The 25,806-nt window shown below is 68.4% G+C and carries 28 protein-coding genes; 10 read left to right on the top strand and 18 right to left on the bottom strand.

Translation table 11 applies throughout. The features are described from left to right. Positions 1 to 100 precede the first annotated feature (100 nt). Positions 101 to 1,456: a TIGR00341 family protein gene (locus ACYQ26_RS01010; protein ID WP_459806434.1), complete on the top strand. Its 1,356-nt coding sequence runs from the start codon at positions 101 to 103 to the stop codon at positions 1,454 to 1,456. 17 nt (positions 1,457 to 1,473) lie between these two features. Here the strand turns inward: ACYQ26_RS01010 and ACYQ26_RS01005 are convergent, their stop codons facing one another. Next, positions 1,474 to 1,671 (bottom strand): glycine zipper domain-containing protein, encoded by a 198-nt coding sequence (locus ACYQ26_RS01005; protein ID WP_459806433.1) that lies wholly within the window; start codon positions 1,669 to 1,671, stop codon positions 1,474 to 1,476. A 103-nt stretch (positions 1,672 to 1,774) separates the two neighbouring features. Beyond that, positions 1,775 to 3,172, bottom strand: coding sequence for an FAD-binding oxidoreductase (locus ACYQ26_RS01000; protein ID WP_459806432.1), 1,398 nt, complete (start codon positions 3,170 to 3,172; stop codon positions 1,775 to 1,777). Between the two features lie 220 nt (positions 3,173 to 3,392). On the opposite strand from ACYQ26_RS01000, the gene ACYQ26_RS00995 reads away from it, so the two are divergent. Then, positions 3,393 to 4,874: an FAD-binding oxidoreductase gene (locus tag ACYQ26_RS00995; protein WP_459806431.1), complete on the top strand. Its 1,482-nt coding sequence runs from the start codon at positions 3,393 to 3,395 to the stop codon at positions 4,872 to 4,874. Between the two features lie 47 nt (positions 4,875 to 4,921). Here ACYQ26_RS00995 and ACYQ26_RS00990 read toward each other — a convergent pair whose 3' ends face one another. The 6 genes from ACYQ26_RS00990 to ACYQ26_RS00965 all read right to left on the bottom strand — a co-directional run bounded on the left by ACYQ26_RS00990 (position 4,922) and on the right by ACYQ26_RS00965 (position 9,223). Then, on the bottom strand, positions 4,922 to 6,013 hold the full coding sequence (locus ACYQ26_RS00990) for a geranylgeranyl reductase family protein (protein WP_459806430.1): 1,092 nt from the start codon (positions 6,011 to 6,013) through the stop codon (positions 4,922 to 4,924). 77 nt (positions 6,014 to 6,090) lie between these two features. After that, a complete protein-coding gene (locus ACYQ26_RS00985; protein WP_459806429.1) occupies positions 6,091 to 6,693 on the bottom strand; it encodes a GTP-dependent dephospho-CoA kinase family protein in 603 nt (200 codons plus the stop codon). 67 nt (positions 6,694 to 6,760) lie between these two features. Continuing rightward, positions 6,761 to 6,958, bottom strand: coding sequence for a transcription elongation factor subunit Spt4 (gene spt4 / locus ACYQ26_RS00980; protein WP_459806428.1), 198 nt, complete (start codon positions 6,956 to 6,958; stop codon positions 6,761 to 6,763). 2 nt (positions 6,959 to 6,960) lie between these two features. Continuing rightward, positions 6,961 to 7,539 carry a DNA-directed RNA polymerase gene (locus ACYQ26_RS00975; protein WP_459806427.1) on the bottom strand — a complete coding sequence of 193 codons (579 nt, stop codon included), beginning with the start codon at positions 7,537 to 7,539 and terminating at the stop codon, positions 6,961 to 6,963. Then, positions 7,540 to 7,956, bottom strand: coding sequence for a type II toxin-antitoxin system VapC family toxin (locus ACYQ26_RS00970; protein ID WP_459806426.1), 417 nt, complete (start codon positions 7,954 to 7,956; stop codon positions 7,540 to 7,542). It abuts the gene before it with no gap. Positions 7,957 to 7,990: 34 nt separating this feature from the next. Further along, positions 7,991 to 9,223: a translation initiation factor IF-2 subunit gamma gene (locus tag ACYQ26_RS00965; RefSeq protein ID WP_459806425.1), complete on the bottom strand. Its 1,233-nt coding sequence runs from the start codon at positions 9,221 to 9,223 to the stop codon at positions 7,991 to 7,993. Between the two features lie 219 nt (positions 9,224 to 9,442). Here ACYQ26_RS00965 and ACYQ26_RS00960 point away from each other — a divergent pair, with 219 nt between their 5' ends. Both ACYQ26_RS00960 and ACYQ26_RS00955 read left to right on the top strand, forming a co-directional pair. Beyond that, positions 9,443 to 10,447 (top strand): DUF5787 family protein, encoded by a 1,005-nt coding sequence (locus ACYQ26_RS00960; RefSeq protein WP_459806424.1) that lies wholly within the window; start codon positions 9,443 to 9,445, stop codon positions 10,445 to 10,447. Positions 10,448 to 10,539: 92 nt separating this feature from the next. Beyond that, entirely contained in the window at positions 10,540 to 11,430 is an 891-nt protein-coding gene (locus tag ACYQ26_RS00955) for a VOC family protein (protein WP_459806423.1), read from the top strand. Between the two features lie 142 nt (positions 11,431 to 11,572). Here ACYQ26_RS00955 and ACYQ26_RS00950 read toward each other — a convergent pair whose 3' ends face one another. The 4 genes from ACYQ26_RS00950 to ACYQ26_RS00935 all read right to left on the bottom strand — a co-directional run bounded on the left by ACYQ26_RS00950 (position 11,573) and on the right by ACYQ26_RS00935 (position 14,828). Continuing rightward, positions 11,573 to 11,833: a glutathione S-transferase N-terminal domain-containing protein gene (locus ACYQ26_RS00950; RefSeq protein ID WP_459806422.1), complete on the bottom strand. Its 261-nt coding sequence runs from the start codon at positions 11,831 to 11,833 to the stop codon at positions 11,573 to 11,575. A gap of 176 nt (positions 11,834 to 12,009) precedes the next feature. Continuing rightward, the gene (locus ACYQ26_RS00945; RefSeq protein WP_459806421.1) at positions 12,010 to 12,837 is read right to left on the bottom strand and encodes an MBL fold metallo-hydrolase; all 828 of its coding nucleotides are present in this window, start codon (positions 12,835 to 12,837) and stop codon (positions 12,010 to 12,012) included. Positions 12,838 to 12,873: 36 nt separating this feature from the next. Next, entirely contained in the window at positions 12,874 to 13,233 is a 360-nt protein-coding gene (locus ACYQ26_RS00940; RefSeq protein ID WP_459806420.1) for a hypothetical protein, read from the bottom strand. Between the two features lie 161 nt (positions 13,234 to 13,394). Continuing rightward, positions 13,395 to 14,828, bottom strand: coding sequence for an ATP-binding protein (locus ACYQ26_RS00935; RefSeq protein ID WP_459806419.1), 1,434 nt, complete (start codon positions 14,826 to 14,828; stop codon positions 13,395 to 13,397). A gap of 151 nt (positions 14,829 to 14,979) precedes the next feature. Between ACYQ26_RS00935 and ACYQ26_RS00930 the strand changes: the two genes are divergently transcribed. Both ACYQ26_RS00930 and ACYQ26_RS00925 read left to right on the top strand, forming a co-directional pair. Next, positions 14,980 to 15,348 (top strand): universal stress protein, encoded by a 369-nt coding sequence (locus ACYQ26_RS00930; protein ID WP_459806418.1) that lies wholly within the window; start codon positions 14,980 to 14,982, stop codon positions 15,346 to 15,348. A gap of 2 nt (positions 15,349 to 15,350) precedes the next feature. Beyond that, positions 15,351 to 15,914, top strand: coding sequence for a GNAT family N-acetyltransferase (locus tag ACYQ26_RS00925; RefSeq protein ID WP_459806417.1), 564 nt, complete (start codon positions 15,351 to 15,353; stop codon positions 15,912 to 15,914). Positions 15,915 to 15,930: 16 nt separating this feature from the next. On the opposite strand, the gene ACYQ26_RS00920 is transcribed toward ACYQ26_RS00925, so the two are convergent. After that, the gene (locus tag ACYQ26_RS00920) at positions 15,931 to 16,398 is read right to left on the bottom strand and encodes a universal stress protein (protein WP_459806416.1); all 468 of its coding nucleotides are present in this window, start codon (positions 16,396 to 16,398) and stop codon (positions 15,931 to 15,933) included. A 181-nt stretch (positions 16,399 to 16,579) separates the two neighbouring features. On the opposite strand from ACYQ26_RS00920, the gene ACYQ26_RS00915 reads away from it, so the two are divergent. The 3 genes from ACYQ26_RS00915 to ACYQ26_RS00905 all read left to right on the top strand — a co-directional run bounded on the left by ACYQ26_RS00915 (position 16,580) and on the right by ACYQ26_RS00905 (position 19,538). Then, positions 16,580 to 17,059 carry a universal stress protein gene (locus ACYQ26_RS00915; RefSeq protein WP_459806415.1) on the top strand — a complete coding sequence of 160 codons (480 nt, stop codon included), beginning with the start codon at positions 16,580 to 16,582 and terminating at the stop codon, positions 17,057 to 17,059. Positions 17,060 to 17,131: 72 nt separating this feature from the next. Beyond that, positions 17,132 to 18,415, top strand: coding sequence for a DHH family phosphoesterase (locus tag ACYQ26_RS00910; RefSeq protein ID WP_459806414.1), 1,284 nt, complete (start codon positions 17,132 to 17,134; stop codon positions 18,413 to 18,415). 148 nt (positions 18,416 to 18,563) lie between these two features. Next, positions 18,564 to 19,538 carry a transcription initiation factor IIB gene (locus tag ACYQ26_RS00905; protein WP_459806413.1) on the top strand — a complete coding sequence of 325 codons (975 nt, stop codon included), beginning with the start codon at positions 18,564 to 18,566 and terminating at the stop codon, positions 19,536 to 19,538. 83 nt (positions 19,539 to 19,621) lie between these two features. On the opposite strand, the gene ACYQ26_RS00900 is transcribed toward ACYQ26_RS00905, so the two are convergent. Continuing rightward, positions 19,622 to 20,323, bottom strand: coding sequence for a hypothetical protein (locus ACYQ26_RS00900; RefSeq protein WP_459806412.1), 702 nt, complete (start codon positions 20,321 to 20,323; stop codon positions 19,622 to 19,624). A 127-nt stretch (positions 20,324 to 20,450) separates the two neighbouring features. Then, positions 20,451 to 20,912 carry a DUF5807 family protein gene (locus ACYQ26_RS00895; protein WP_459806411.1) on the bottom strand — a complete coding sequence of 154 codons (462 nt, stop codon included), beginning with the start codon at positions 20,910 to 20,912 and terminating at the stop codon, positions 20,451 to 20,453. Between the two features lie 335 nt (positions 20,913 to 21,247). Between ACYQ26_RS00895 and ACYQ26_RS00890 the strand changes: the two genes are divergently transcribed. Further along, positions 21,248 to 21,703: a chemotaxis protein CheW gene (locus ACYQ26_RS00890; RefSeq protein WP_459806410.1), complete on the top strand. Its 456-nt coding sequence runs from the start codon at positions 21,248 to 21,250 to the stop codon at positions 21,701 to 21,703. Between the two features lie 169 nt (positions 21,704 to 21,872). Here ACYQ26_RS00890 and ACYQ26_RS00885 read toward each other — a convergent pair whose 3' ends face one another. The 3 genes from ACYQ26_RS00885 to ACYQ26_RS00875 form a co-directional block, all read right to left on the bottom strand. Beyond that, on the bottom strand, positions 21,873 to 23,552 hold the full coding sequence (locus ACYQ26_RS00885) for a methyl-accepting chemotaxis protein (protein ID WP_459806409.1): 1,680 nt from the start codon (positions 23,550 to 23,552) through the stop codon (positions 21,873 to 21,875). Between the two features lie 183 nt (positions 23,553 to 23,735). After that, positions 23,736 to 24,896, bottom strand: coding sequence for a chemotaxis protein CheW (locus ACYQ26_RS00880; protein ID WP_459806408.1), 1,161 nt, complete (start codon positions 24,894 to 24,896; stop codon positions 23,736 to 23,738). Continuing rightward, positions 24,893 to 25,687, bottom strand: coding sequence for a ParA family protein (locus ACYQ26_RS00875; RefSeq protein ID WP_459806407.1), 795 nt, complete (start codon positions 25,685 to 25,687; stop codon positions 24,893 to 24,895). Before ACYQ26_RS00875 ends, ACYQ26_RS00880 begins: the two co-directional genes overlap by 4 nt. Positions 25,688 to 25,806: the final 119 nt, after the last annotated feature.

The raw sequence follows: 25,806 nt of genomic DNA, 5'->3' as shown, positions 1-25,806 counted from the left end.
CCGATCTCGACGGGGACGGGAACGAGCGCCGAGCCGTCGCCGATTTCTCCCCGTCCACTGCCGACCGCACTACTATCCGCGACTCCGTGGATCCCCCGGTATGCGCTATCTCGAGATCACGGTTCCGGAGGGGAAGCGCCGGGCCGTGCTCGACGTCCTCGAGGACGAAGGGATCGACTACGTCGTCAGCGACGAGACCAGCGGCAGAGGGTACGCCGCGGTCGTCCGCTTCCCGCTGCCGACGCGGGCCGTCGAGCCGGTGCTCGATCGGCTCCGGCGGGCCGGCATCGGTGACGAGGCCAGCGTCGTGGTGATCAATGCCGAGACGGTCATCTCCGGGGAGTTCACGACGCTCCGCGATCAGTACAGCCGCGGCGGCAAGAAGGGGGCGCGCACCTCGCGGCAGGTGCTGCGGACGAAGGCCGACGAACTCACGCCGCCCTTCCTAATCTACGCCGTCATGCTGCTCATCAGCGCCGTCGTCGCCACAGCCGGTCTACTTTCGGACTCGCCCGCGGTCGTGATCGGGGCGATGGTCATCGCGCCGTTGCTCGGTCCGGCGCTGGCCGCCAACGTCGGTATCGTCACCGGCGACGACCGACTCAAGCGCACGGGCTTCGTCTACCAGGTCATCGGCGTCACGGCGGTCGTCGTCGCGTCGATCGGCCTCGCCATGCTCGCTCGCGCGGCCGGCCTCGAGCCGGCGGGGGTCGACATCGTCGCCGCGACCGAACTCGAGGAGCGGGTCGCTCCGAACCTGTTCTCGCTCGCGGTCGCGCTCGGCGCCGGTATCGCCGGCATCCTGAGCCTGACGCGGGGCTTCTCGGAGGCGATCGTCGGCGTCATGATCGCCGCGGCGCTGATCCCGCCCTCCGCTGCGGTCGGCATCACCGTCGCCTGGGGGATGTACGGCGCGGCGATCGGCGCCGCCGCGCTCGTGATCGTCAACCTGCTCTCGATCAACCTCGCCGCGCTGGGCACGCTGTGGGTCGCCGGCTACCGCCCGCAGGGACTGTTCGAGGTCTCGCCCACCCGCCGGCCGACCTACGTCTACGCGACGATCTTCGGCGTCGCGCTGCTGGCGCTGGCCGCGCCGCTGGCGGGGGTGACGCTGGTCGACTTCCAGACGACCGAACTCGAGTCGGCGGCCGAGGAGGAGGCACAGGCGGTGCTCGCAAATTCGCAGTACAAGGCGTACGAACTCGAGGACGTCGCGGTCGAACTCGACGGCGAGTACCCGATCCAGTCGGTCGATCGGGTCGTCGTCACGGTCTCGAGTAACGAGCCCGGGCCGGAGCCGGGGCTGGCCGATCGGCTCTACGAGGAGATCCGGCCCCACGGCGACGAGTCGCTGGTCGTCGAGGTGCAGTACGTCGTGGCCCAGAAACGCGGCGACGGGACGGCGGCCGAGGACGAAAGTCAGCAGGTGAGCGGCCGAAACGCCGGCGGATCGTAACTCACTCGCTCGGTCGCTCACTCGCGTGCGTCCCAGCCCGCGCCGATCGCGACGCCGAGGGCAACGCCGATCGACAGCCACAGCGCCAGGTCGTCGGTCGCCGTGCCGATGGCGACGCCGATCGCGGTGCCGACCGCGATACCGGCGCCGAGGGTGGCCCCGCCAGTGTCGTCGTCCCCGTTCTCGTCGTCCGCCGGTGCCATTGGGTCGCTCATACGGTCCGATCGTCCGCCGGCGGGATAATCGTCACTCTCGAGCGGGCGACTTTCTCGCCCGCTGCGACGTGCTGTCATCCGAACTGCAACCGTGCCGCGCCGGTTACGCGGCCGGTTCGACGTTCTGGTTCATCCGGAACAGGTTCTCCGGATCGTACGTCGCCTTCAGTTCGGCCAGTCGCTCGTAGTTCTCGCCGTAGGCGACGGACTCCTCGCCCGTCCGCTCGCTGACGAAGTTCACGTAGACGTCGCCGGTCGCGTGCGGTGCCATGGCGTCGAAGAACTCCCTGGCCCACGCGATACAGCGGTCGTCGTCGGCCGGGTCCTCCCAGCGCGTGTGGACGTTCATCCCGTACTCGGCGTCGCGGTGGGGGTAGGCGGTCGCGTCGGCCGGAACGCGCGCCATCGCGCCGCCGACTTGCCCGAAGAAGATCTCCGAGAGCGGCGACGGAAGCGTCTCCGCGTACTCGACGGCCGTGTCGATGGCGTCGTCGGAGAGGTCCTCGAAGAGGTGGGACTTCCAGTAGTTGCGGGCGCCCTCGGTGAGCAGCGGGTCGAACGACTGCTGGAACTCGGCGTAGGATTGCGGCCCGACGCCGTCGGCGATCGGATCGCCGAACTCCCGGAGCGGAGCCAGCACGTCCTCGCCCTCCTCCGTATCGCCGGCGTAGAACGCGACGACGATGACGACGCCGACGCCGTGGACGTCCTCCGGGAGGAACGGGAGCGGCGGCGCCTTTCGGAGGACCATCCAGACCGTCGACTCGTCGGGCGCGTCCTCGTTGAAATCGCGGACGTGTCGGAGGACGTCCGGCGCGTCCTCTCCCCGGTAGACGATCGGCCCCGCGAGCACCTCCGGTCCCACCTCGTGAAGGTCGAACTCGAACGAGGTCACCACCCCGAAGTTACCGCCGCCGCCGCGGACTCCCCAGAACAGCTCCGGGTTCTCGTCCTCGCTCGCGCGGCGCAGTTCGCCGTTAGCGGTGACGATATCGACCGCGCGGAGGTTGTCGACGGTCATCCCGTACTTGCGAGTGAGCCAGCCGAAGCCGCCGCCCAGCGTCAGCCCGGCGACGCCGGTCGTCGAGTTGATCCCCAGCGGCGTCGCCAGGCCGAACGCCTGCGTCTCGTGGTCCATATCGGCGAGCGTCGCGCCCGGTTCGACGCGGGCCGTCCGGCGCTCCGGATCGACCTGCACCGACCGCATCGCGGAGCAATCGAGCATCAGTCCGTCGTCGCAGACTGCGTTCCCGGCGATGTGGTGTCCGCCGCCGCGGATCGCCAGCAACAGATCGTGTTCGCGGGCGAAGTCCACCGTCGCGATCACGTCCGAGACGCCCCTCGCGCGGACGATCGCCGTCGGGCGTCGATCGATCATCCCGTTCCAGATGGACCGCGCCTCGTCGTAGTTCGGACTCTCCGGTCGAAGCAAGTCGCCGTGCAGGCCCTCGCCGAATCCGTCCAGTACGCCGTCGTCCACGGGTGTGGTAGTTACTGCCATTGTCCCTCGCTAGGTATAGGTCGCCGGCGGCGATATAGATTACATAATTAATAATTAATATATGATCGCGGCCGGAACGCTCTCGAACGCAGCGTCGATCGATCCGTCCGGGAGCGCCGGCGCCGAGTTTCAGCCCGCCGCTCGGCCGTCATATCCGGGTGGGAGATCGTCGTGTTGGCGAGCAAACTAGTTTATCGTCGCCGGTCGCGTATCGTGTTGTATGGGAACAGTACACAAAACACCCGGTGAGGAAGCGTTCGAAAACGTTCCGGGAAGCGCGATTCGGTCGTTCGAGGCCGAGTTCGCCGGCGACGTGATCCGTCCGTCGGATCCGGCGTACGACGAGGCGCGTCGAGTCTGGAACGGCATGATCGACGAGTATCCCGCGATCGTCGCCCGCTGTACCGGCGCCGCCGACGTCGTCGCGGCGGTGACTTTCGCCCGCGAACAGGGACTCGCGCTGACGGTTCGAGGCGGCGGCCACAACGTCGCGGGGACGGCCGTCCGCGACGGCGCCCTCGTCGTCGACCTCGAGCCGATGAACGGCGTTCGCGTCGACCCCGACGAGCGGACGGTCCGGGTCGAGGGCGGGGCGACGCTGGGCGACGTCGACCGCGAGACCCAGCTGTTCGGGCTCGCGACGCCGCTGGGCGACGTCGACCGCGAGACCCAGCTGTTCGGGCTCGCGACGCCGCTGGGCGCCGTCTCGCAGACCGGCGTCGCCGGGCTGACGCTCAACGGCGGCTACGGCCACCTGAGCCGCGAGTACGGGCTGTCGCTCGACAACCTCCGCTCGGTCGACGTGGTGACCGCGGACGGTCGGGTTCGAACCGCCAGCGAGGACGAGAGCCCGGAGCTGTTCTGGGGGATCCGCGGTAGCGGCGGCGCGCTCGGGATCGTCACCAGCTTCGAGTTCGACTGCTACGAGGTCGGCCCCGAGGTGGCGGTGCTCTTCGCGTGGTTCCACGCTGCTGACACGGACGAGGTCTTCGAGCGCTACCTCGAGTGGACCGCCGACGCCCCGCGCGATGCCGGCGTCCTCGCGTTCACCGCCCACGTGCCCCCTCTCGAGGAGTTCCCCGAGGAGCGGTGGGGAGAACCGGCCGTCGCCATGCTCGGCTCGTACCGTGGCGACCCAGCGGACGCCGAGGGGGTCTTCGAGCCGCTGCTGACGGCCGCGACGCCGATCGCCGACTTCAGCGGCCCGATGCCGTTCGTCGACCTGCAGTCGATGCTCGACGAGGACTACCCCGACGGGCTGCGCTACTACTGGAAGTCGATCTACCTCGAGGCGGTCACCGAGGACGTCCGCGACCTGATGGTCCGGGCCAACGAGGCCGCCCCGTCGCCGCTCTCGACGATCGACCTCTGGCACCTCGACGGAGCGGTCGCCGAGGTGCCACAGGACGCGACCGCGTTCTGGCACCGCGACAAGCCGTACATGCTCACCGTCGAGGCCAACTGGGAGGAGCCGGCCGACGACGACGCGAACGTCGCCTGGGCGCGGGACGCGATCGCCGACGTCCGAGCGCTGTCGGTCGCGGCCGGCCGGTACGGGAACTTCCCGGGCCTGAACGAGGAGGACGACCCCGCGCGGGCGACGTTCGGCGACAACTACGAGCGGTTGGTCGACGTCAAAACCGAGTACGACCCCGAGAACCTGTTCCGGACGCGGGCGTCCGTTCCGCCGCGGACCGCCTGAGCCTGAGCTACCCCAACCGCCGACCTCGAGGACGGTCGATATCGGACTTAGCGCCACACCCGCGCGAGCATCGCGCGGAGGTGGTCCGCCGAGAGCAGCGAGGTCGGCCGGTCCATGTGGACGCCGATTTCGCCCGACAGCGCGCCCAGTCCGAGCCGCTGGACCGGCTCGGGCAGCGAGTAGGCCCGCCGGATCCAGTGGGCCAGTTCCTGCTCGCGCTCGAGATCGTCGCGCCAGGCGCGCTCGTAAGCCGCCAGCGTCGTCGGGCGCTCTGGATCGATCTCCCGCGCGGCGTGGTCGGCGCAGGTCATGCCGTAGAGGATGCCGCCGCCGGTGAACGGCTTGGTCTGGGCGGCCGCGTCCCCGAGCAGAAAGCCGCGTCTCGAGGTGACGCGATCCGGCGGGCCGATCGGGATCGCGCCGGAACAGCGGTGGGAGACGTCGACCTCGTAGCCGTCGATCAGTTCCTCGAAGTGCTTGGTCACGTGCACGCCCGGCGGCGCCGCCAGCCCGTACTCGACGCCGGCGTCGCCGCGCGGGATGCGCCACGCGAAGAACGTCGGCGGGGTGAGGTGGACGTCGACGAAGTCCTGGTCGTCCGCCTCGTCCGAGAAGGCGAGCACCCCGTGGAGCAGTTCGTCGGGTTCGGGGAGTCCGAGTTCGTCCCGGACCCTCGAGCGCGGGCCGTCGCAGCCGGCGACCATCCGCGCCTCGTGGGTGACGACGCCGTCGGGGCCGTTCGCGACGACCTCGACGCGGTCGTGGCGCTCGCGGACGTCGGTGACGGTGTGTTCCTCGCGGACGTCTGCGCCGGCCTCGCGGGCGAGGTCCGCGAGGTGGCGATCCAGGCCGACGCGGTCGATGACGTTCGAGGCGACCTCGCGCTTGTAGAAGGGGTAGGCGTCGCTGCGCGGGCCGCCGACGTGAAAGCGCGCGCCGTAGATCTCGTTCTGAAAGAGGTCATCGCGGGCGCCGCGGCCGGTGAAGTCCCAAATGTCCGTGCTGACGTGGCCCGAACAGGCCAGCGGGGTGCCGATCGTCCCCTGCTCTAACGCCAGCACGTCGTAGCCCTTCTCGGCGGCCCGCCGCGCGAAGCGCGCACCGGCGGGACCGACGCCGACGACGACGAAATCGAACATGTCGGTCACGTTCACGTCGGCCGGTAAATATCCTGTCGAAGGGAAAGCGGCGTCGCCGCGACCGCGCCGGCACCCGATTAGGCCTCGCGGTCCTCGAGCAACCGCCACAACCGCTCCGCGTCGCCCTCGAAGCGCTCGAGCAGCGCCCGCATCCGCTCGCGGTGGTCGTCGGTCACCCGCACGTGGACCATCCCCTCACCGGGCTGGCCGTAGACGACGCTCGCGCCCTCCGGCGCGGCGACGATCGCCGGCAGGACGACCAGATCCTCCTCGCCCTCGACGAGGATCGTCGTCGGCTCGTCGCGAGCCAGCGCCTCGAGCAGCGCCTCGATCACTTCCGCGGAAATTTCGGCCGGCGGGTTCACCGCCTCGAGGTGGGTCTCGGCGGCGATCGTCTCGCGGACCTCCTCGTCGACCGCCTCGCGCTCGGTCCGCTCGTCGACGAGCGCGACGTCGGGCGCGCGGCCGGCCTCGAGCAGGTGGTAGGTGACGACGTCGCCGACGGCGATGAGCGCGCCGTCGACGTCGGAAAGCAGCCGCTCGGCGTCGGTCTCGACGGGGCCGATCGGTTCCTTGAGCTCCGCGCGGAGATCGTCGGGGAGAGTGAGCAGGCGCTCGTAGTCGGCGTCCTCGTTCTCGTCGGCGTCGGTGTCAGTGTCTGTGTCAGTATCGTCAGTCACGAGTGTGCGTGTAGAAAGAGGCGTTTCGTGGCTCGGTGGCTCGTCCTCGAGTTCCTCGGAACCGTGATCAGCGGACCTTCAGCGCGTACGCGCCCGGTTCCGTGATCTGCATCTCGCTGGCGATCTCGCTGTCTTCGGGGTGGGCGATGACGACGTACCCCGCCCAGTCCTCGGTCAGCGAGGAGGAGTTACAGGCGTCGCAGGTGTCGTTGTCCGGATCGTTCACGCGGTGACACTCCCGGCAGACGAGGCGATCGGATGCCATGATTACTCACCCTCGGTCGCGGTGGTCGCTTCGCGCTTTTCGTGCTCCTCCTCGAGCCAGCCGTGCTTGCCCAGGCCCGGCTGCTTCGCGGTGAGGCCGATCTTCGAGTCGCGCGGATTGCGCTCGTCGATGCTCTTGGTGACGATGCGGGTACGGATGGCGTCGTCGACGCCGAGCGCGCGGTCGGACTCGTTCGAGGACAGCCGCTGGTTCTCGCCGTCGAACGCGAGGTACTCGTCGCTGATCTGGGAGACGTGGAGCAGCCCGTCGACGGGGCCGATCCCGACGAAGGCGCCGAACTCGACGACCTCGACGACCGTCCCGTCGACGACCTCCTGCATCTGGGGATCGAAGGTGACGGCGTCGAAGTCGGCCTCGTAGTAGACGCCCGGCTCGTTGGGCAGCACCGTCCCCTCGCCGATGTCGTGGACTTCGGTGACGGAGACGATGCTCCCCACCTCCTCGTCCATCCGTCCTTCGAGCTTGTCCTGCAGCAGTCGCTTCACGAGGTCCGGCGAGACGTCGCCGAGCTCCTCCGGCGGTACTTCCACCGTGTCCTTCAGTCTGACCCGTTTGTACATCTATGGTTGAGTGATCGCTAACTTGTTTCTCCCGCGTAATGCAATTACCGGTACGCTCGCCTCGAGCACCCGGTCGCGCAGCGGGCGGTCGTTCGTGACGACGTAGTCGACGTTGCCCTCGCGGGCGAGTTCGACCAGGGCGTCGTCCGCGTACGATGCCTCCGTGTCGACGACGAGACAGCGTTCGGTCGCCAGATCGTGGCCGACGTTGGCGGCCGTCCCCTCCGTGCCGCCCTTCTCGGCGAGGCGGCGGAGTTCTTCCACCACGGCCTGGGGCGCGGTCGGCTCGAACTCCTCGAGCAACCGATCGAGTTCGTCGAACAGGCGCACGTCGAGTTCGACCGGCATCATGAGCGCGCTCGTGTCGAGTGCGACCCGCGCTCCGTTCCGATTCTCGTTCGGCGTCCCCGTACTCATCCTGGTCCGTCGTCGATGGCCGTAGTGTTACTCCTTACTCTTTGAGCGTCCCGAGTCCGATCAGCCGCCAGCGAGCGCCGATGCGGCGGTTGATCGCGATCTTCGCGCCCGGCTCGGCCGCGACGGGACGCTTGAGGTTGACCTCGCACTCGCCGCTGCGGGCGCTGGTGACCGCGCCGACGGTCGTCGCCGTTCCGACGGTCATCATCAGGGGTTCGCCCGTGCTGATCTCGTCGACGGTCTCGCCGCTCTCGGCGCCGACGACGCGGTCGAGCAGGTCGACGTCCATCGTAAAGCGCTGCCACGTCGGCGGGAGCGAGCCCGACGGGCCGGCCAGCCGACCCGCGAGCGCGTCGCCTTTCGTCAGCGACGGATCGAGGCCGGTGCCGACGCCGAGCAGGCCGCCCGGCGTGGCCGTGTCGACGGTCTCGCCGCCGGCCTGCAGCGAGCGGATCGTCGTCTCGATCGGGACGTACTCGGTCTGGCCGCCCCGCTCGACCTCGCGGCCGGGGCGGATCTCGATCTCGTCGCCGACCTCGAGTTCGCCCTGCACGAGGCTGCCTCCGAGGACGCCGCCGGCGAGGTCCTCCGCGGCCGTGCCGGGCTTGTTGATGTCGAAGCTCCGGGCGACGTGCATCCGCGGGTCGGCGTCCGGATCGCGCTCCGGCGTCGGAATCTCCTCCTCGATGGCCTGGATCAGCAGGTCGAGGTTGACCTCCTGGCCGGCCGAAACCGGGACGACGGGGGCGTCCTCGGCGACGGTGCCCTCGACGAACTCCTGGATCTCCTCGTAGTTCTGCCGGGCCTGATCGCTGCTGACGAGGTCGACCTTGTTCTGGGCGATGACGATGTTGTCGATCCCGATGATGTCCAGCGCCATCAGGTGCTCTTCCGTCTGGGGCTGTGGCACGGGCTCGTTGGCGCTGACGACCAACACGGCGCCGTCCATCAGCGACGCGCCGGAGAGCATCGTCGCCATCAGGGTCTCGTGCCCCGGGGCGTCGACGAACGAAACGGTCCGCAGCGGCTCGCTTGCCGAGCCGTCCGGACACTCCTCCTCGACGGTGTAACACTCGGGTTCGTCCAGGCCGGGACAGTGGCGGAACGTCGCGTCCGCGTAGCCGAGCCTGATGGAGATGCCACGCTTCATCTCCTCGCTGTGCTGGTCGGTCCACGAGCCGCTGAGGGCCTGGACCAGCGTGGTCTTGCCGTGGTCGACGTGACCGACGAGCCCGATGTTCACCTCCGGTTGTTGATTTCCTGCCATAAGACGATGAGTAATCTTAGGTATGGCTTCCGCCGTGCGCCTGATAAACCTACTGTTCTGATAGCGGTCTCCCGCCCGGAACCTACACGACGCCGTGGGGTTCAGCCGATCGAAGTGGTCACGCAGCCGAGGGCTCTCGGTCCGAGCGCGTCCGGTGGCCGCCGGCCGGACAGCCCGTCGATCCGACTCCTTTTGCCCCCTCGCTCCCTCTCCTCGAGCGTGTCGACCGCCAGCGAGTTCGCGTTCGAACTCGAGTTGTGTGCCCGCCTCGAGAGCCGGCGGGAGGGGATCGTGGCCCGACAACTCGGCGCGAGCGTCGCCGATCCCGGCGGCCGGATCCTCGACGTCGTCTGCGTCGAGCCCGGCCCGGCGTTCGAGGACCGACTCGCGATCACGAGCGAGACGATCCCCGACGCGGCCATCGAGTCCGACGTCGGCCCCGGGCGAGCGCGGTACTGGAAGGACGCCGTCCCGGACGACTGCCACCCCGAGCGAGCGCGCCGAGCGCTCGAGCGGGCCTGCGAGATCGGTTTCTTCGAACGCGAGCGCCAGAAGGGACGGGAGTACGTCCGGCAGGTCGCCCGTTACCCCGACTGGTACGGCCCCCTCGTCGGTATCGAGAACAAACCCGACCTGGGACGTCCGGGCGACCTCGAGGCCCAGTTGCGAACGGACGTCAGCCTCGCCGTCGTCGACGAGGCGATCCTCGCGACCGAGAGCTACGTCACGCGGGCCCACCTGAACCGGATTCCCGAGGCGGTGGGCGTCTGGCGGGTCCACCGGAACGGAGACTCCGATCGAGCGCCCGAGATCGAGGTACTCCGCGAGCCGACGCCCCTTCCGGTCGACCAACCGGGGATCGAACCCCTCGAGGCGCTGCCCGGCCGGACCGATATCGCCGTCGTCCCGCCCGCGGAGAAAGCGCGAGCGCGGCGTCGGATCGCCGAGCGGGCCTACGGCAAGGGGTGGCGGACCTACGAACTGCCGGCCTGTCGCGCCTGCGAGCCGACCGATCCGGACGAGCTTGGGGCGACCCTGCCCTACTGCGAGTGGGCCGACCGCGTCGTCAATCCGGGCGCGGAGTGTGGCCCGTCGTGTCCGGGGTACGACCCGGCCGCGGCGCCGGACGTCGACCTCGAGGCCGAACGCGACCGACGAACGCCCTGGCGGGCCGATCCCGCGGGCAAGCGGCGCCGCCAATCGGGACTCGATCGGTTCGGCTGAGCGACGTCGAACCGCGTCCGAGGTAACGTCGGCGTCACCTGGTCGGACCGACGTCCGCGAAGGCCTATCACGATCGGCCGTCGATACCCCGTATGCCCACGACAGCGGACGGCGAAGACGACGGACTGCCGGCGGAGACGCACCTCGGCCGAACTGCGCTTCGGGTCGCCGATCTCGAGGCGACGACCGCGTTCTACCGCGACGTCGTCGGACTCCGGGAGCTTCGTTGCTCCGAGGCGGAGTCCGCGGACGACTACGAGTCGCAAGTGATCCTCGGCGCCGGCGGAACGCCGCTGCTCGTCCTCGAGGCCGACTCGGCCGCGCCGGAACGACGACGGTCGGAGACCGGCCTCTACCACACCGCGTTCAGGGTGCCGACCCGCGCGGCGCTGGGTGATGCGCTCCGGCGAGTCCGGGAGCAGTGGCGACTCGACGGGGCGTCCGACCACCGCGTGAGCGAGGCGCTCTACCTCTCGGATCCCGAAGGGAACGGCGTCGAAATCTACTGCGACTACCCACGCGAGGAGTGGCCCCGGACCGACGACGGCCGGGTTCGGATGGCCACCGATCCGCTGGATCTCGAGGCCGTCGCCGACGCCGCCACGGGGGACGACCGCGCTCCCGCCGGCACTGACGTCGGCCACGTCCATCTCGAGGTGTCCTCGCTCGAGACGTTCCGGGAGGTCTACGTGGACGCGCTCGGGTTCGAGGTGCAGGCCGAAGTGCCCGGCGCGACGTTCGTCTCCGCTGGCGGCTACCACCACCACGTCGGGGCGAACACCTGGAACGGTCGCACGGAACCGGTCGCGGACGGAAGCCGCGGCCTCTCGTGGTTCGAGGTCGTCGTTCCGGACGCGGACGCGCTCGAGGCGATTCGAGAGCGACTCGCGGGGCGCGACGTTTCGGTCGCCGAGACGGCGGGTGGGCTGGCGATCTCCGCGCCGAACGGAATCGAGGTTCGACTCCGCGCCGCGTCGGCGTAGCTTCGCGCCGACGCGTTCCGGTATCGTGAAAACCAGCGTCCGTTGTCGGTTGCGGACGGACGGTTCTCGTTTTCCGTACTCTCCCGCTCGCTTTCGCTCCCGCTCTCACCGATCGGTCGCGGCGGAGAGCGCAGAGCGCGGCCTACGCGTAGTGCTCCTCGAGGTAGTCGACGATCTCGTCGCTCTCGTACATCGTGACGCCGCGGTCGGTGTCGACGAGGTACGGAATCTGGTCCTCGCCGCCGGCCGTGAGCTCGTCGTAGGTGGCCTCGTTGGTCACGTCACCGCCCTCGCCGCCGGGAAGGCGCGGATTGTGAGCGACGTACGAGACGCCGAGCTCCGAGAGTTTCTCGCGAACCTTCGCGCAGTGCGGACAGCCCTCTGACTGGTAGAGTTCCAGCATCGGTACACTAGACGGGAACGGGCAACTACACTAAAAGCCCTCGCCGCCGGTAACCCGGCGTCCTCGTCTCCGAGCCGCCGCCGTCCGCACGGTCGGCGTCACGTGCGGTCGCGGATCGCGACGCCGGTCGCGCCAGCCCTTCGAGCCGCCACGTGATCGTCGCGAACGGACGCGGCTCACTCGAGCACGTACCGCTCGCCGTCGACCGCCAGCGGCTCCTCGAAGGCCTCGTCGGCCGGGTAGTAGTGGGCCAGATGTACTAGCCGCGTCTGCTCCGCCGCGAGGTCCTCCGCCAGCGCGAGCGCGCCCTCTCGAGTCATGTGTTTCGTGCCGAACGTTCGCGGAGTGCCGTCGGGCCCCTCGTGGCGGCCGCCGACGGGGTGGTGCTCGCAGAACCGCGCAGGGACGATGGCGTCGGCCAGCAGGAGGTCGGGCTCGGCGAGCACCTCGCGCGATTCCGCCGGAATCCCGTAGCTCGTATCGCCCGAGAGCGAGAGCTTCGCGCCCGTCTTGGGGTCCTCGATCGCGAGCCCGTAACACAGCAGCGGCGGGTGTTCGACTGGCACCAGCGTTACGTCGAACCCGCAGACCCGGACCGGCTCGAGCGGCGTCGTCGGGTGGACCTCGAGCGGATCGAGGTAGTGGTAGTCGTCGCGGACCGTCTCGGCGACGCTCTTGCCCGTTTGCGGGTCGGTCTCGTCGGCCGCGTAGACCTCGAGGGAATCGAGGACGCGAAAGACGTTGCCCAGCCCGTCGAGGTGGTCGAAGTGGATGTGCGTGACGACGGCCGCGTCGGGGAGGGGGACCTCGTCCCGGAGGAACTGGTAGCGAAAGTCGGGGCTGAAATCGATCAGCAGCGACTCGTCGGTGCGCTCGTTTTCGACATGGACCGAGAACCGCGTTCGCTCGAGATCTCGTTCCCGCGCCGTCTCGCAGGTTTCGCAGTCGCAGCCGACGGTCGGCGTACCGGTCGTGTCGCCGGTACCCAGCAGCGTGACGCGCATCGTCACCGCGGGCCTCCGGCGCGTTCGCGCGTGCGGTCACACATAGGATCGCCCTTCCGCGAACGCTCGTTGAAGCAGCGGGTGATCCGCTTGGTCTTCGACTCGCTCGGCGGGGAGGACGTACGGCGAGAAGACGATGCCGTACTCGGCGCCGACGGTCTCGGCCAGTTGCTCGAGGTTGCGTTCGCGCTCCTCGTCGCCTTCCTCGAGGACGATCAAGACCTCGGCCTCGGCGTGGACGTCGCGATCGCTTCGGACGGCGTCGCCGAAGACGACGAGGTCGCGGATCGCGTCCCCGTGTTCGGCCCGCACCCGCTCGGCGAACGCGTCCGCAGCGTCGACGCTATCGCCGTCGGTCCCGGGCACTGCCGCTCCGTGTGACGCGCGCTCTCTCATGGGCGTGTGATTGGATCCCGTTGCATAAAGGGTGTCATCGACGCTCGAGTCGACCCGCTCTCGAGCCACTCTCGACCGCTCTCGAACACTCGAGTTCGGTCGCCGTCCGCAGAAGAATCCGTGTTCGACCGCGCGTGTCGCCGCTCGGTGGCCGAGTCGCGTTAGTGATCGTGATCGTGGTCGTGGTCGTGATCGTGATCGTGACCACCGTCGCTCGCGGCCCCCTCGATATCGCCGCCGGCGACCAGGGCGTCGTGGTCGCCCTCGATCATGTCCATGTTCTTCAGGTTGTCCCGCTCCTCGAACTCCTCGACGGCGTTGAGCAGGTCCTCCTGCGTGAGGGTGGTCCGGTCCTCCGTCAGCGCCTCGAGGACCGCCTCCCGGAGCACCATCCGGAGGTCGCTGCCGGTCAGTCCCTCGGTGGCCTCGGCGATGAGTTGCGGATCGAACTCCTCGATTTTCATCTGGCGGGTGATGACCTGGAGGATGTCGGCCCGCATGTTGTAGTCGGGCTTGGGGAAGTTGATGATCTCGTCGAAGCGGCGCCAGGCGGCGTCGTCGAGCTGGTCGGGGTGGTTGGTCGCGCCGATCAGCAGGACGTCGTCCTCGATCAGCGAGATGTTGTCGATGCTCTTGAGCAGGGTGTTCACGGCACGCTTTAAGGCGGCGTGCTCGTCGCTGCGCCGCGTCTTGGCGACGAAGTCGAACTCGTCGATAAAGAGGATGCAGGGCGACAGTCGCTTGGCGACCTCGAAGGTCTTGTCGACGTTTTTCGCCGTTTCACCCAGGTACTGGGAGGTAATCATCGAGAGCTTGACCTCGACGAAGGGAAGATCCATGTCCCGGGCCAGCGCCTGCGCGGTCGACGTTTTCCCCGTGCCGGGCGGCCCGACGAACAGCAGTTTCCCGATCTCGCGCAGGCCGATCTCCGAGAGGTAGTCGCGGTGTTCGATCGCCTTCGCGATCTTGTCGATCTCGGCCTCCTGATCCTCGGTGAGAACCAGGTCGTCGAGCGTGATGTCGACCTCCTCGGGCGCGCGCACCTCGACGAGGTCGAGCATGTCCTCGTCCTCCTCGTCGTCGAAGTACTCCTCGAGCAGGCCGTCGATCCAGACCCGGTCCGCGCGGATCGGCCGGTTTCGCTCGCGGGCTTCCTCGTGGGTGACGTCGAACTCGTCACCGTACTCGTCGTGCTCCTCGAAGTGCTTGGCGAGGGTCGGGTTCTCGAGCAGCCGCTGGTCGGTGGCGCGCTCGGCGAACCACCGCTCGGCCATCCCCTGCTGGGTGAGGGTGATGGTGCCGGAGAACTCGTCGCGCTCGGTGAACATCAGGTCCGAGACGGCCGCCCAGGGCTGATCGACCCCCGTCGCCTCGCGGGCCGTGCTGTTCGTGGCCGAGAGCGGACGACTGATGCCGGCGTGGCGCCGGGGTCCACCCTCGTCGTCACCGTCCCCGTCGGCGCCGGCGTTCGAGCCCCCGGTCCAGAAAACTCGGCGGAACGACGGCGGGAGATCGTTCTCGTCCAGCGTCCTGTCGTCCGAATACACGCTCGTCGTGAGCAGGAACTCCACGACATCGAGCGCCGCGTCACTCATTCGGTCACCGTACACGCCACACGGTCTTAACAGCGTCGTCACGCGAGCCGTGTGCCAGTCGGTCCCAGCGGTCCGCGGAGCCACGACCGCGGCGCCCCCCCCCCCCCCGCCCGGCATAACGGTTTTCGTCCGGGCGGTCACACTCACGTGTATGAACGTCTTACTGGGTCTCGGGGGCAGCGACGAATCGGTGAAAGCGCTCCGGCAGACCATCGATCGGACGCAGGAGGCCGGCGACGAACTCACCGTCGCCGTCCTCGACAAACCCGAGTCGAAGCGATCGCAGGACGAGATGGCGACGGAAGCCGAGGACCGGCTCGAGGAGGCCGGCATCGACGCCGAGATCGTCCGCCTCGAGGGCGATCCGGGCAGCGCGCTGGTCGACTACGCCGAGCAGGGCGAGTTCGACCAGCTGGTGATCGGGGGCGGCACGCTCTCCCCGATGGGGAAGATCCAGCTCGGCCCGATCACCGAGTTCGTCCTGTTGAACGCCCCGACGACCGTCAAGCTCGTGCGATAACGATGGCAGGGACGCGATCGTATCCGGACGAGCGGGCCGGACCGTTCCCGTCGCCGCCGGCGACGTTCGAGGACGGCGACGGCCGATCGATCGAGGTCCGAGCCGCCACGGACTTCGAGGCCGTCGTCGACGACGTCGTCGCGATGTACGACAAGTTCGACCCGTCCGACCGTGCGCAGGGGATTCCCCCGACCGGCGAGGAGCGCATCCGCAACTGGCTCGAGTCGATCGCCGACGAGAGCGTCAACGTCGTCGCGCGCCACGACGGCGACGTGATCGGCCACGCAGTGCTCGTTCCCGACACGGACGATCCGGGCGCGATCGAGGATCGCGGCGACGTCGAGTGGGAACTGGCGATCTTCGTTCTCCAGGCCTACCAGCGGGCCGGCATCGGGACGCAGTTGCTCGAGCACCTGCTGGGCCACGCCAGCGATGTCGGCATCGAGAATGTGTGGCTGACCGTCGAGCGCTGGAACCAGCCGGCGATCGCCCTCTACGAGCGGGTCGGCTTCGAGGCGACGGGCACGGAGAGCTTCGAGCAGGAGATGGCGATTCTGCTGGAGTGAGTCGTCGCGCTTCGCGTTAGACCGACAGCACCGGCTGACTCGCGTACGACAGCACGTACTCGGCCGCCTTCTCGAGCACTTCCACTTCCGCGGTCGCCGCATCCGTGACGGGCTCTCGCGGCAGAACGATGAAGTCGGCGTCGATCTCGTCGGCCGTGTCGAGGACGACGTTGCCCGGGTGGCGGGTCTTGCGGGTCTGGGAGAACCCGTCGTCGATCGACGTCGACAGGGGGACGTCGGCCTCGTCGGCGATGGTGCCGACGTCCTCGAGGAAGTTCTGCGTGTCCTCGGCGACGGCGTCCTCGTCGACGGTGCCGGCGTCCATGCCGTGGACGACGCCCTGTCCGAGCACGAACAGCGCGTGAACGGACGCGTCGTACCGATCCGCGACGGCGACGGCGTACTCGACGGCGGTGGCGGACTCGTCGCTTCCGTCGACGGGCGCGAGAACGGTGTCGACGGAAAACGGCTTGCTGTCGTCCATACGCGCCAGTGTGTGCGCCGATGCCAAAAAGGTCCCCCCGCCGACCTCGGCGCCGGCTAGGCGTTCGAGTGCAGGTGTTCGAGCGCGGGGCTCCGGGGACGGCGCGATCGGCCCGCGACGCGTCGCGACCGAACGGCAGCGAGCAGGGGAGTTTAAGCCACCGGAGGCAGAACCCACGCGCATGTTCGATACGGTCGTGGTCGCCACCGACGGCTCCGAGAGCGTCAAGCGGGCCGTCGACGTCGCGCTCGATCTCGCCGAGCGGTTCGACGCCGAGGTCCACGCGCTGTCGGTCGTCGACGTCAGCGAGGTCGACGCCTCGCCCGAACAGCTCCGCGAGGAACTCCGGACCGCCCTCGAGACCCACGCGGACGCCGCGCTTGGTACCGTCGAGGACCGCGCCGACCGGGAGGTGAAAACGGCGATCCGGGAAGGCCGCCCCGCGGCCGAGATCTGCGAGTACGCCCGCGAGATCGATGCCGACCTGGTCGCGACCGGCACCCGCGGGCGCCACGGCGAGAACCGGCTGCTACTGGGCAGCGTCGCCGAGCGCGTCGTCCGGACCTCGCCGGTCCCCGTGCTGACGGTGCGCCAGCTCGAGCCGGCGGGCGACGAGGGGACCGAGACCGACGCGGTCGCCGAGACGGCCGCGGACGCGTAGTCGACCGTTCTCGAGCCGCCGCGACGATAGCAGAGGGGAACGCACTTCCCCGCCCGCCTCCCAGGGGGGAACATGTACGACGAACTCATCGACAGCGGCGATCTGCCGCTCGCCCGCAAGTCCGTTCTCCCGGGAACCGGCTTCTTCCTGCCCGACGCGGTCGAGGAGGACTTAGAGGAGGAGCAGACGGCCGCCGCCCTCGAGGGCGCCGAGGTCGCGGTCGTCGCCGACCCCGACGCCGACGGGCTGGCCTGCGTGGCCCTGATTCGGGAGGCCTACGACGACGTGCGGAACGTCCCCGAACCGGACGACGAGGATGGAGACGACGACGCACCCACGGAAGCCGCGGACGCGGCCGACGCCGTCGACGACGCCGCGGAGACGGCCGTCGGCCTCGCGGGCGACGAGGTCGAGAGCCCGCTCGAGGAACCCGAGCCGACGCCTCACGAGGTCGCGCTGATCCCCGCGAGCCCGCACGACGTCGAGGACGCGCTGGCCCGCGTCGCCGAGTACGGCGATGACGGGATCGACATCTTCGTCTGCGACCTCGCACCCGATAAGTACGAATACGTCGAGGAAGAACTCGACGCGGCCCTGGAGACCGCGTCCTCGGTCGCGTGGTACGACCACCACCAGTGGGACGACGACGTTGCACAGGCGGTTCGGGACGCCGGCGTCGACCTCGTGATCGGCGATTCCGACGAGGAGTGTTCGGCCGACGTCGTCTACCGCTCGCTCGAGTACGACTTCTCGCCGATGTACGAAGAGCTGGCCGCAGTCACCCGCGACCACGACCTCTGGCTGCGCGAGGATCCCCGCAGCGACGACTTGGCGGACTACGCCTACTGGACCGACCCCGCGGAGTACGTCGAGGTCGTCCGCGAGTACGGCGTCGACCTCCCCGACTGGGTGCAGGAGTACATCGAGAAGCGGCGCGTCGAGAAGGAGGCGCTGATCGACCGGGCGATCGCCCGCGCCGAGTACCGCGAGATCGGCGGCTACACCGTCGGCGTCACCTACGGCCGCTGCTCGCAAAACGAGGTCGCCGAAGCCATGCGCGAGGAGGGCGCCGACGCCTCGGTGATCGTCAAGCCCGCCGGCTCCGCCTCCATCCGGGGGACCGATGAGTTCGACCGCTGCCACGAGGTCGCAGGGAAGGTCAACGGCGGCGGTCACCCCAAAGCAGCGGGCTGCAAGCCCGACATCTACGACGACATGCTGGACTTCGCGAACCACTGGACTTCCCGTGGAGCGGTAACGAAGCAGGTCATCCTCGACGCGTTCCGCGAGGTCGTCGCGGACGAAGACGCAGACGAGACTGCAGCGGACGCAGACGGCGACGAACCAGCAGCGTAAGTCATCCTCGAGAGCGTTGAAACGCGAATTTCGGATTTACTGGGCCTCATTGGGGCAGTTCTCACTCGAGAACTAACGCGATCGCCGACTATTAACAGCCAGTTGTCATAGCACGTCCCTTAAGCCACTGGGCCGGTTGTATCGGGTAATGGATAGGCTCACCCGGCAGCGCACGCACGACTCCGAAACGACGCAGGATCGCGAGGCACAGCAGGAGCAGGCGGGGGACGAACGGGTGTGCTCAGAGTGTAACTCGGACAATCTCGTCAGGAGCGGGGACCAGCGAGAGCTCGTCTGCGAGGACTGCGGGCTGGTCGTCGAGGAGTCCAACATCGACCGCGGGCCGGAGTGGCGCGCGTTCAACCACTCCGAGCGACAGAGCAAGTCCCGGGTCGGCGCGCCGACCACCCAGGCGATGCACGACAAGGGGCTGACCACCCAGATCGACTGGAAGAACACGGACGCCTACGGGCGCTCGCTGTCGGCGGACAAGCGCAACCAGATGCGCCGACTCCGCAAGTGGCAGGAGCGCATCCGCACGAAAGACGCCGGGGAGCGGAACCTCCAGTCCGCGCTGAGCGAGATCGACCGCATGTCGAGCGCGCTTGGCATCCCGCGATCGGTCCGCGAGGTCGCAAGTGTCGTCTACCGGCGGGCGCTCGCCGAGGACCTGATCCGCGGGCGCTCGATCGAGGGCGTCGCCACCGGCTGTCTCTACGCCGCCTGCCGCCAGGAGGGGATCCCGCGGAGCTTAGAGGAGGTCGCCGAAGTGTCCCGCGTCGAGCGCAAGGAGATCGGCCGCACGTACCGGTACGTCGCCCAGGAACTAAGTCTGGAACTGAAGCCGGTCGATCCCCAGGAGTACGTGCCGCGGTTCTGCTCGGAGCTCGATCTGAGCGAGGAAGTCACGGCGAAAACCCGGGAAATCATCCAGGTGACCGCCGAGCAGGGCCTCCTCTCCGGGAAGTCGCCGACGGGGTACGCCGCCGCCGCGATCTACGCCGCGTCGCTGCTGTGCAACGAGAAGAAGACCCAGCGCGAGGTCGCGGAGGTCGCCCAGGTGACGGAGGTCACCATCCGGAACCGGTATCAGGAGCAGATCGAAGCGATGGGCATTCACTGACCGCCGCTTCCGCCGTTGCGGCCGTTCGGCGGTCGCCGTTTCTATCCGTATAGCCGCTCGATCATCCGTCGCCGGCGACTCGCTCACTCCCTCGAGAGGACGTACCGCATCACCAGTTGCAGCACGTGGACGAAGACGCCGGCGACGGCGACGTAGACGCCGATCGTCTGGAGACCGACCGAGGCGTTGCGGTTGTCCCGAACCTGCCAGATTTCGTAGCCCAGCCGCAGCAAGAACCCGAGGAAGACGAGCACGAAGCCGACGAGCAGCAACTCCGAGAGGACGAACGAGCCGACGGCGATGACGGCGATCCCGCCGAGGAACGCGAAGTTGGCGAACTTCCCCCAGTGCTCGAACGTCGTCGACCGCGCGTAGACGTAGCCGGCGATCAGCGCCGTCAGGAGGGCGGTGACGATCGCCGTCACGCCGAGGATCGTCACGTAGCTCTCGGGCGGGGCGAACCGCAGGACGCCCGCACCGAAGATCCCGAACGCGAGTTGCAGCACGACGACGCCGACGAAGGCGATCCCCATGTCGCCGCCCGTGACGCCGCGCTCGGCGAGTAACTGGCCGCCCATGATCGCTGCGCCGTAGACGATCACGCCGAGGATCGGCGCGGTCCCGAACAGGAAGTCGTTGATCGCCGCCAGCGGCGTCCCTACGAAGGCGTACATCACCGCCACGTTGATCGCCATCAGCAGGCTCGCGCCGCCGATCACGCGGCCGTCGCGACTCGAGAGGCCGAAGCCGCGCTCGGTTCGCCCGGCCGTGTCGACGGAGCTCATGGTGGTTCGTGTTAGTAGCTACGGCGTCGACGCGGAAAAGAATCGACCTTGCCGTCGGCGGCGGTCTCGCCAGCCGGCGGCGGTCGCTCGAGTTCGAGAATGCGGCCGAAAACTGGTCGCGGCGGCCTTACAGCTCCTCGAGTTCGGCCGGATCGCGTTCGGGTTCGGGGTTCCACTTGTCGGAGTAGGCGGTGCCGCACTCGCACTGGACGTACGCGTGGATGACGTCGCCCTCGGCGTAGATACCGCCGACGTCCTCGTTTCGCTCCTCCGCGAAGGCGAAGACGAACTCCGGTTCGTGGTCGCCCTCGCTGTCGCCGGGCGTCTCCGGGCAGGTGCCGCCGGTGAGGTCGGCGTCGACGATGCCCTCGTGCTCCATCGCCGTCTTGGCGAACTGCATCGCCCCCATGCCGGTCGCCGCCTGGAACGCGCTGCGGCCGCGCTCGCCGTCGACGACGATCAGCGTGCCGCCGTCGACGCGCTCGCCGAACTCCTCGAGGCGGTCGTCGTCGACGAACGAATCGGCCAGGTAGAGCGCGACGTCGTCCGGCCGTTCGCCGGCCAGAAACTCCGTCCGTGGGTCACTCATGCCCCGAAATCGGCACCGGACGCGGATAAAAGTCGCGCACCGGCGATACGGCGTCCGAACCCGTTCGATCTGCAACAACACTTATCTTCCCGACAGTCACTGTTATCGCTGTGTCTAGATCGGCCGGCAAGTCCCGCCTCGATCGAGGCCGCGACCCCGGGAGGACGGCGACGGGTGGCCGGTGAAGTCAAGAACCCCGCCGAGAAATTCCGAGACGAACCGACGACATCGAACGCGCGGGCGACCGGATTCGGGCCGATACCGGGAGCGGTCGCGAGCGGACCGTCGGCGCGACGGGGACGGACGCGACCCCGGATCGACCGGAAGTGAACGACATGTCAACGACGAAATCGAACCGACCGACTGCGGACGAGGAGGACAGAACGAGCACCCACGTGCTCGAGTTTAGCCTGGGCGAGAACCGCTACTGCGTCGACATCGGCTACGTCGCGGAGATCGTCGACACCGACCAGCTGACGGCGGTGCCGAACACGCCGGACCACGTCGAGGGCGTCATGGATCTGCGCGGCGAGACGACGAAGATCGTCAATCTCCGGCGGATCTTCGGCGAGACCGACGACGATTCCGTGATCGGCAACCGGATCATCGTCTTCAAACGCAAGCGCGGCTCCGACGAGCGCGTCGGCTGGCTCGCCGACGAGGTCTATCAGGTGCAGGAGGTCTGGACGGACGCGGTCGACACGTCGGTCGACGGGGAAGGGATCGCCGGCGTCATCCGACGGAACGACGAGTTCGTGTTCTGGATCGATCCGACCAGCGTCCGAATCTGATTCGGCTTGGGCGGACCGGGGTCTGGAGCGATTTTGGGTATTTTCGCCGCCGCCGTAGCTTCTCGAGCGGACTCGATGCGCTTCCGACGGCGAGCGGTCGTTCGGTTCGATACCGTCGCAGAAGCGCGCACGTAGTACGAGAACGGAAAACAGACCGCGAGCGCCCGTCTCAGACGTCTTCGGTCTGTAACTCGTCGACCCGATCCATGAGCGTCTCGATCGTCTGATTCTGGTGGTCGGTCGCCGCGACGATCCGCTCGGCGGCCGCCTCGCTCTCGTCCGAGCGGTCGCGGACCGTCTCCATCGTCGACGTGAGCTCCTCGATGCTGGCCGTCTGGTCGTCGATCACCCGCGCGACCTCCGAGATGCCGTTGGCCGCCTCGTCGACCGAGTCGGCGATGTCCTCGAGCGAGGTGAGCACGGCCTCGATCTGCTCGTCGGCGTGTTCGATCCGCTCGTGGGAGCGCTCGACGGCCTCGGTCGTGTCTTCCGACTGGGCCTGCAACTCGTCGAGGCTCTTGGTGATCTCCTCGGTGTGCTCCTGGGTCTCGTCGGCGAGTTTCTTGACCTGGTCGGCGACGACGGCGAACCCGTTGCCGCTCTCGCCGGCCCGCGCCGCTTCGATGTTCGCGTTCAGCGCCAACAGGTTCGTCTGATCGGCGACGTCGGAGATGACCTCGACGACGTCGCCGATCTCGTTCATCTTCTCGGCCAGAGCGTCGACGCTCTCGGCGAGTTCGTCCCCGATCGCGACGACGTCCTCGGTCGCCTGACGCGCGTCCTCGCCCGCGTCCAGCCCCTGTTCGACGGCTTCTCGGGCCGTCCGCGCCGCGGAGTCGACCTCGTCGGCCTGGGCCGCGACCTCCTCCATGCCCGCCGCGAACGACTGCATCTCGTCGACCGAGTCCTCGAGCAGGCCGTGCTGCTCGGTGACGTTGCCGGCGATCTCGTCGGCCGCCTCGTTGGCCTCGTCGACGGCCGAGCGCATTTCCGTGGCCTGCTCGGTGACCCGCCCGGTGAGCGTCTCTAAGTTGTCGGCCATCTCGTTGACGGCGTCGACGACGTCGACCAGGTCGTCGTCGAGCGCGTCGAAGTCGTCGCTGCGTTCGGCGCGGGCGGTGAGGTCCCCGCTGCTGATCTCGTTGGCCGTCGTGCGGATCTCCTGGACCAGATCGACCGTCGCGTCCCGCTCGTTGACGATGTCGGTGCGGTCGATGACGACCTCGATGACGCCGATCAGCTCGTCGCCGTCGTCGTCGTACAGCGGCGTCGCCGAGAAGTCGATGTGCTTCTCCTCGCCGTGGCGGTCGACCATCGTGCTGGTGTCGCCGAACCGGTTGCGCTCGGGATCGCGGCGTTCGACGCCGAACTCGCGGTGGGCGCGCTCGGGCGCCTGCAATACCTTGTCGGCGAGCGTGTCGGCGCGCCGGCCGTCCGGATAGAAGTGCTCCGAGGCGTGCTCGTGGCCGACTGCTTCGCTCCGATCGACGCCGGTCAGTTCGGCCAGGGCCGCGTTCCACTCGACGATGGTGCCGTCGGCGTCCAGCACGAACGTCGGGACGCCGGTGCCGTCGAACAGTTGCTGGTAGCCGGCGCGCAGAAGCGTCGCGTTCTCGCCGCCGGCCGCGTCGGCGCTGTCGGCATCGGCGTCGATCGCGCCGGCCGCGTCGACGTCTTCCTCCCTCTCGACCGCCGCCGATCGGTCGGCCGCGGTCGTCGTCGCCGGTCGATTGCCGCCGTCGGTCCGTCGTCGGTCGGTCGAACGAGCGTCGCGATCGTCGCTCCCCCTCTCGGCGGCGTCGATTCGCTCCCGCGGTTCGGATCGGTCGTCACTACCCTTTCGGTCCATTGTTCACTACTCTCACGGTCGAACCTTCACTATTTAAAATAAATGGCAGACGTACTGTCACTTCTCCGTTCACGTTCCCGGCGGATCGACTCGCTCGGCGGCTTTCGACTCGAGCGGCTCCGCTACCGGCGCCTCGGCGACTCAAAGTGAAAATATCGAATGCGGTATGAAATCGACAGCCGGTCAGTTCCGGACGAACTCGCTCGGCGTGTACTCCGCCTCCGTGGTCTCGATGAGGGCGTCGATGTCGAGCCACGCGACCAGCGTCGTTTCGTCGTCGACGTTCTTCTTGATGATTCCCTCGACGAACTCGTGTTGGGCGTCCGCGGCGGCCATCACCGCGCCCGTCTCGTCGATCTGAGATTCGCGGTAGGTGACCGCCTGCGAGACGTCCGTCACGCGGATGCCGAGTTTCTGCGCGTCCCCCTCGCGCTCGAGGACGACGATGTAGTGGTCCTCGGAGGGCTCGTTGCGGTCGACATCGAGCATGACGGTCGGATCGAGGACGCCAGTGATCTCGCCGCGGAGGTCGGTGACGCCGTCGATCGCCTCCGGTCCGCGGGGGAACCGAGTGATGTCTTTCATCTCGACGATCGCGCTGACCCGTCCGATCTCGATCGCGTACCGGTTGTCGTTGAGGTAGAACTCGAGCATCTGGACGGTGTCCGCCTCGTTGTGCGTCGACGCGATCAGCGAGTCGCCCCGGTCGAACACCTCCTCGCGGCCGGCCGCTTCGCCGTACGTGTCGGCCTCCATGACGGCCGTCGAGTCGACGGTCGCCTCGCCGACGCGCTCGTCGACGGTCATCGTGTCGGACATCCCTGCGATCGCTCCCTGCAGCGACGCTTCGCTCACGCCGTCGGTCGTCTCGGCGCCGGTCCCTGTTCCGGCGCCGGTCCCTGTCGTCGTCGCTGCGTTCTGATTCGCGATCGGGGCGTCGCCGGCGTCGGTCGCCGGTTCCGGTTCGGTCCGCTCCGCGGCTGCTTCGGCGAGCGAGTCCGCGGTCCCCGAGATTTCGGTTTCGTCGTAGGAGAGCGTCTCCCCGTCGGCATCGTCGGTTGCCGACTCCGCCGTCGGCTGCTCCGTGTCGCTCCCATTCCGTCCCTGTTCCCGTTCCTCTCCGTCCGCTCCGTTCCGCTCGTCCCCTTCCGTCCCTGCGGACGACTCGTCGACTTCGGAATCGGACGACGATTCGGTCGCCGACGCCGCGTCGGTCTCGGTCCCTGTCTCGGCCTCGACCTCGCTCTCGGCGTCGTCCGTAGCCGCGTTCTCGTCCGATTCGTCCGACTCACCCTTCGACCGATTACGAATGTCCCGAATCCGCCGCGCTCTGTCGTCGGTCATGCCGACACCTCCCGGCGGGCGACCCGCTCGTCGAGCGTCTCGGCCATCGACTCGAACACCGACTCCATGTCGACCTCCTCCTCGACCTCGAAGATCGAGGTGCCGGCCTCGAACGCCCGCTGGAGCGCCACGCGCTTGCGCACCTCGAACAGCGGCACGTCCGGCAGCGCCTCGTCGAACCACTCGAGCATCTCGTCGGCCTGGTTCGTGTACTCGACGCGGTTCGCGACCAGCGCGCGCGGCTCGATCTCGACGTCGTAGTCCATCTCGAGGGAGCCGACGTAGTCGAACAGCAACTCGAGCGAGCGCTTGCTCGTCGATTCGGCCAGCGCCGGAATCACGAGGTTCTCGGTCGCACAGAGGGCGTTGTCGGTGATCAGTCCGAGCTGCGGCGGGCAGTCGACGACGACGACGTCGTAGTCGCCCTCGCGCTCGAGGGCGGTCAGCAACGCGTCGAGTCGGCCGTCGCCGTCCGGCTGCTCGGCCAGCGTCGACTGGGCCGCGTTCATGTCGACGTTGCTCGCGAGCACGTCCATCTCGGCGTGCTCGTAGACGATCTCCTCGAGCGGGACGCCGGACGGGTCCACGAGCGCGTCGAGCAGCGTCGGCGGCTCGGCGTCGTAGGCGTCGAGCAGTCCCAGCCCCTCGGTCGCGTTGCCCTGCGGATCGAGATCGACGAAGAGCACGTCTCGTCCGCGTTCGTTCAACGCACCGGCGAGGTTGATCGCAACGGTCGTCTTTCCGACGCCTCCTTTCTGATTTGTCACACACAGCCGAGCGGATCCCGCCATTCGCTTGGGTCGTTTCAACGCTGCCTACATAACTTACACGGCCAACTCGACCGACCTGTCAGCGTTCGGAGACTGTTCGGAAACGGACTCCAGACGATTCGCTCGGATTCCGAGGCCCG

This window comes from Halopiger thermotolerans (assembly GCF_054654555.1).
This window is presented reverse-complemented; position numbering and strand designations above follow the sequence as displayed.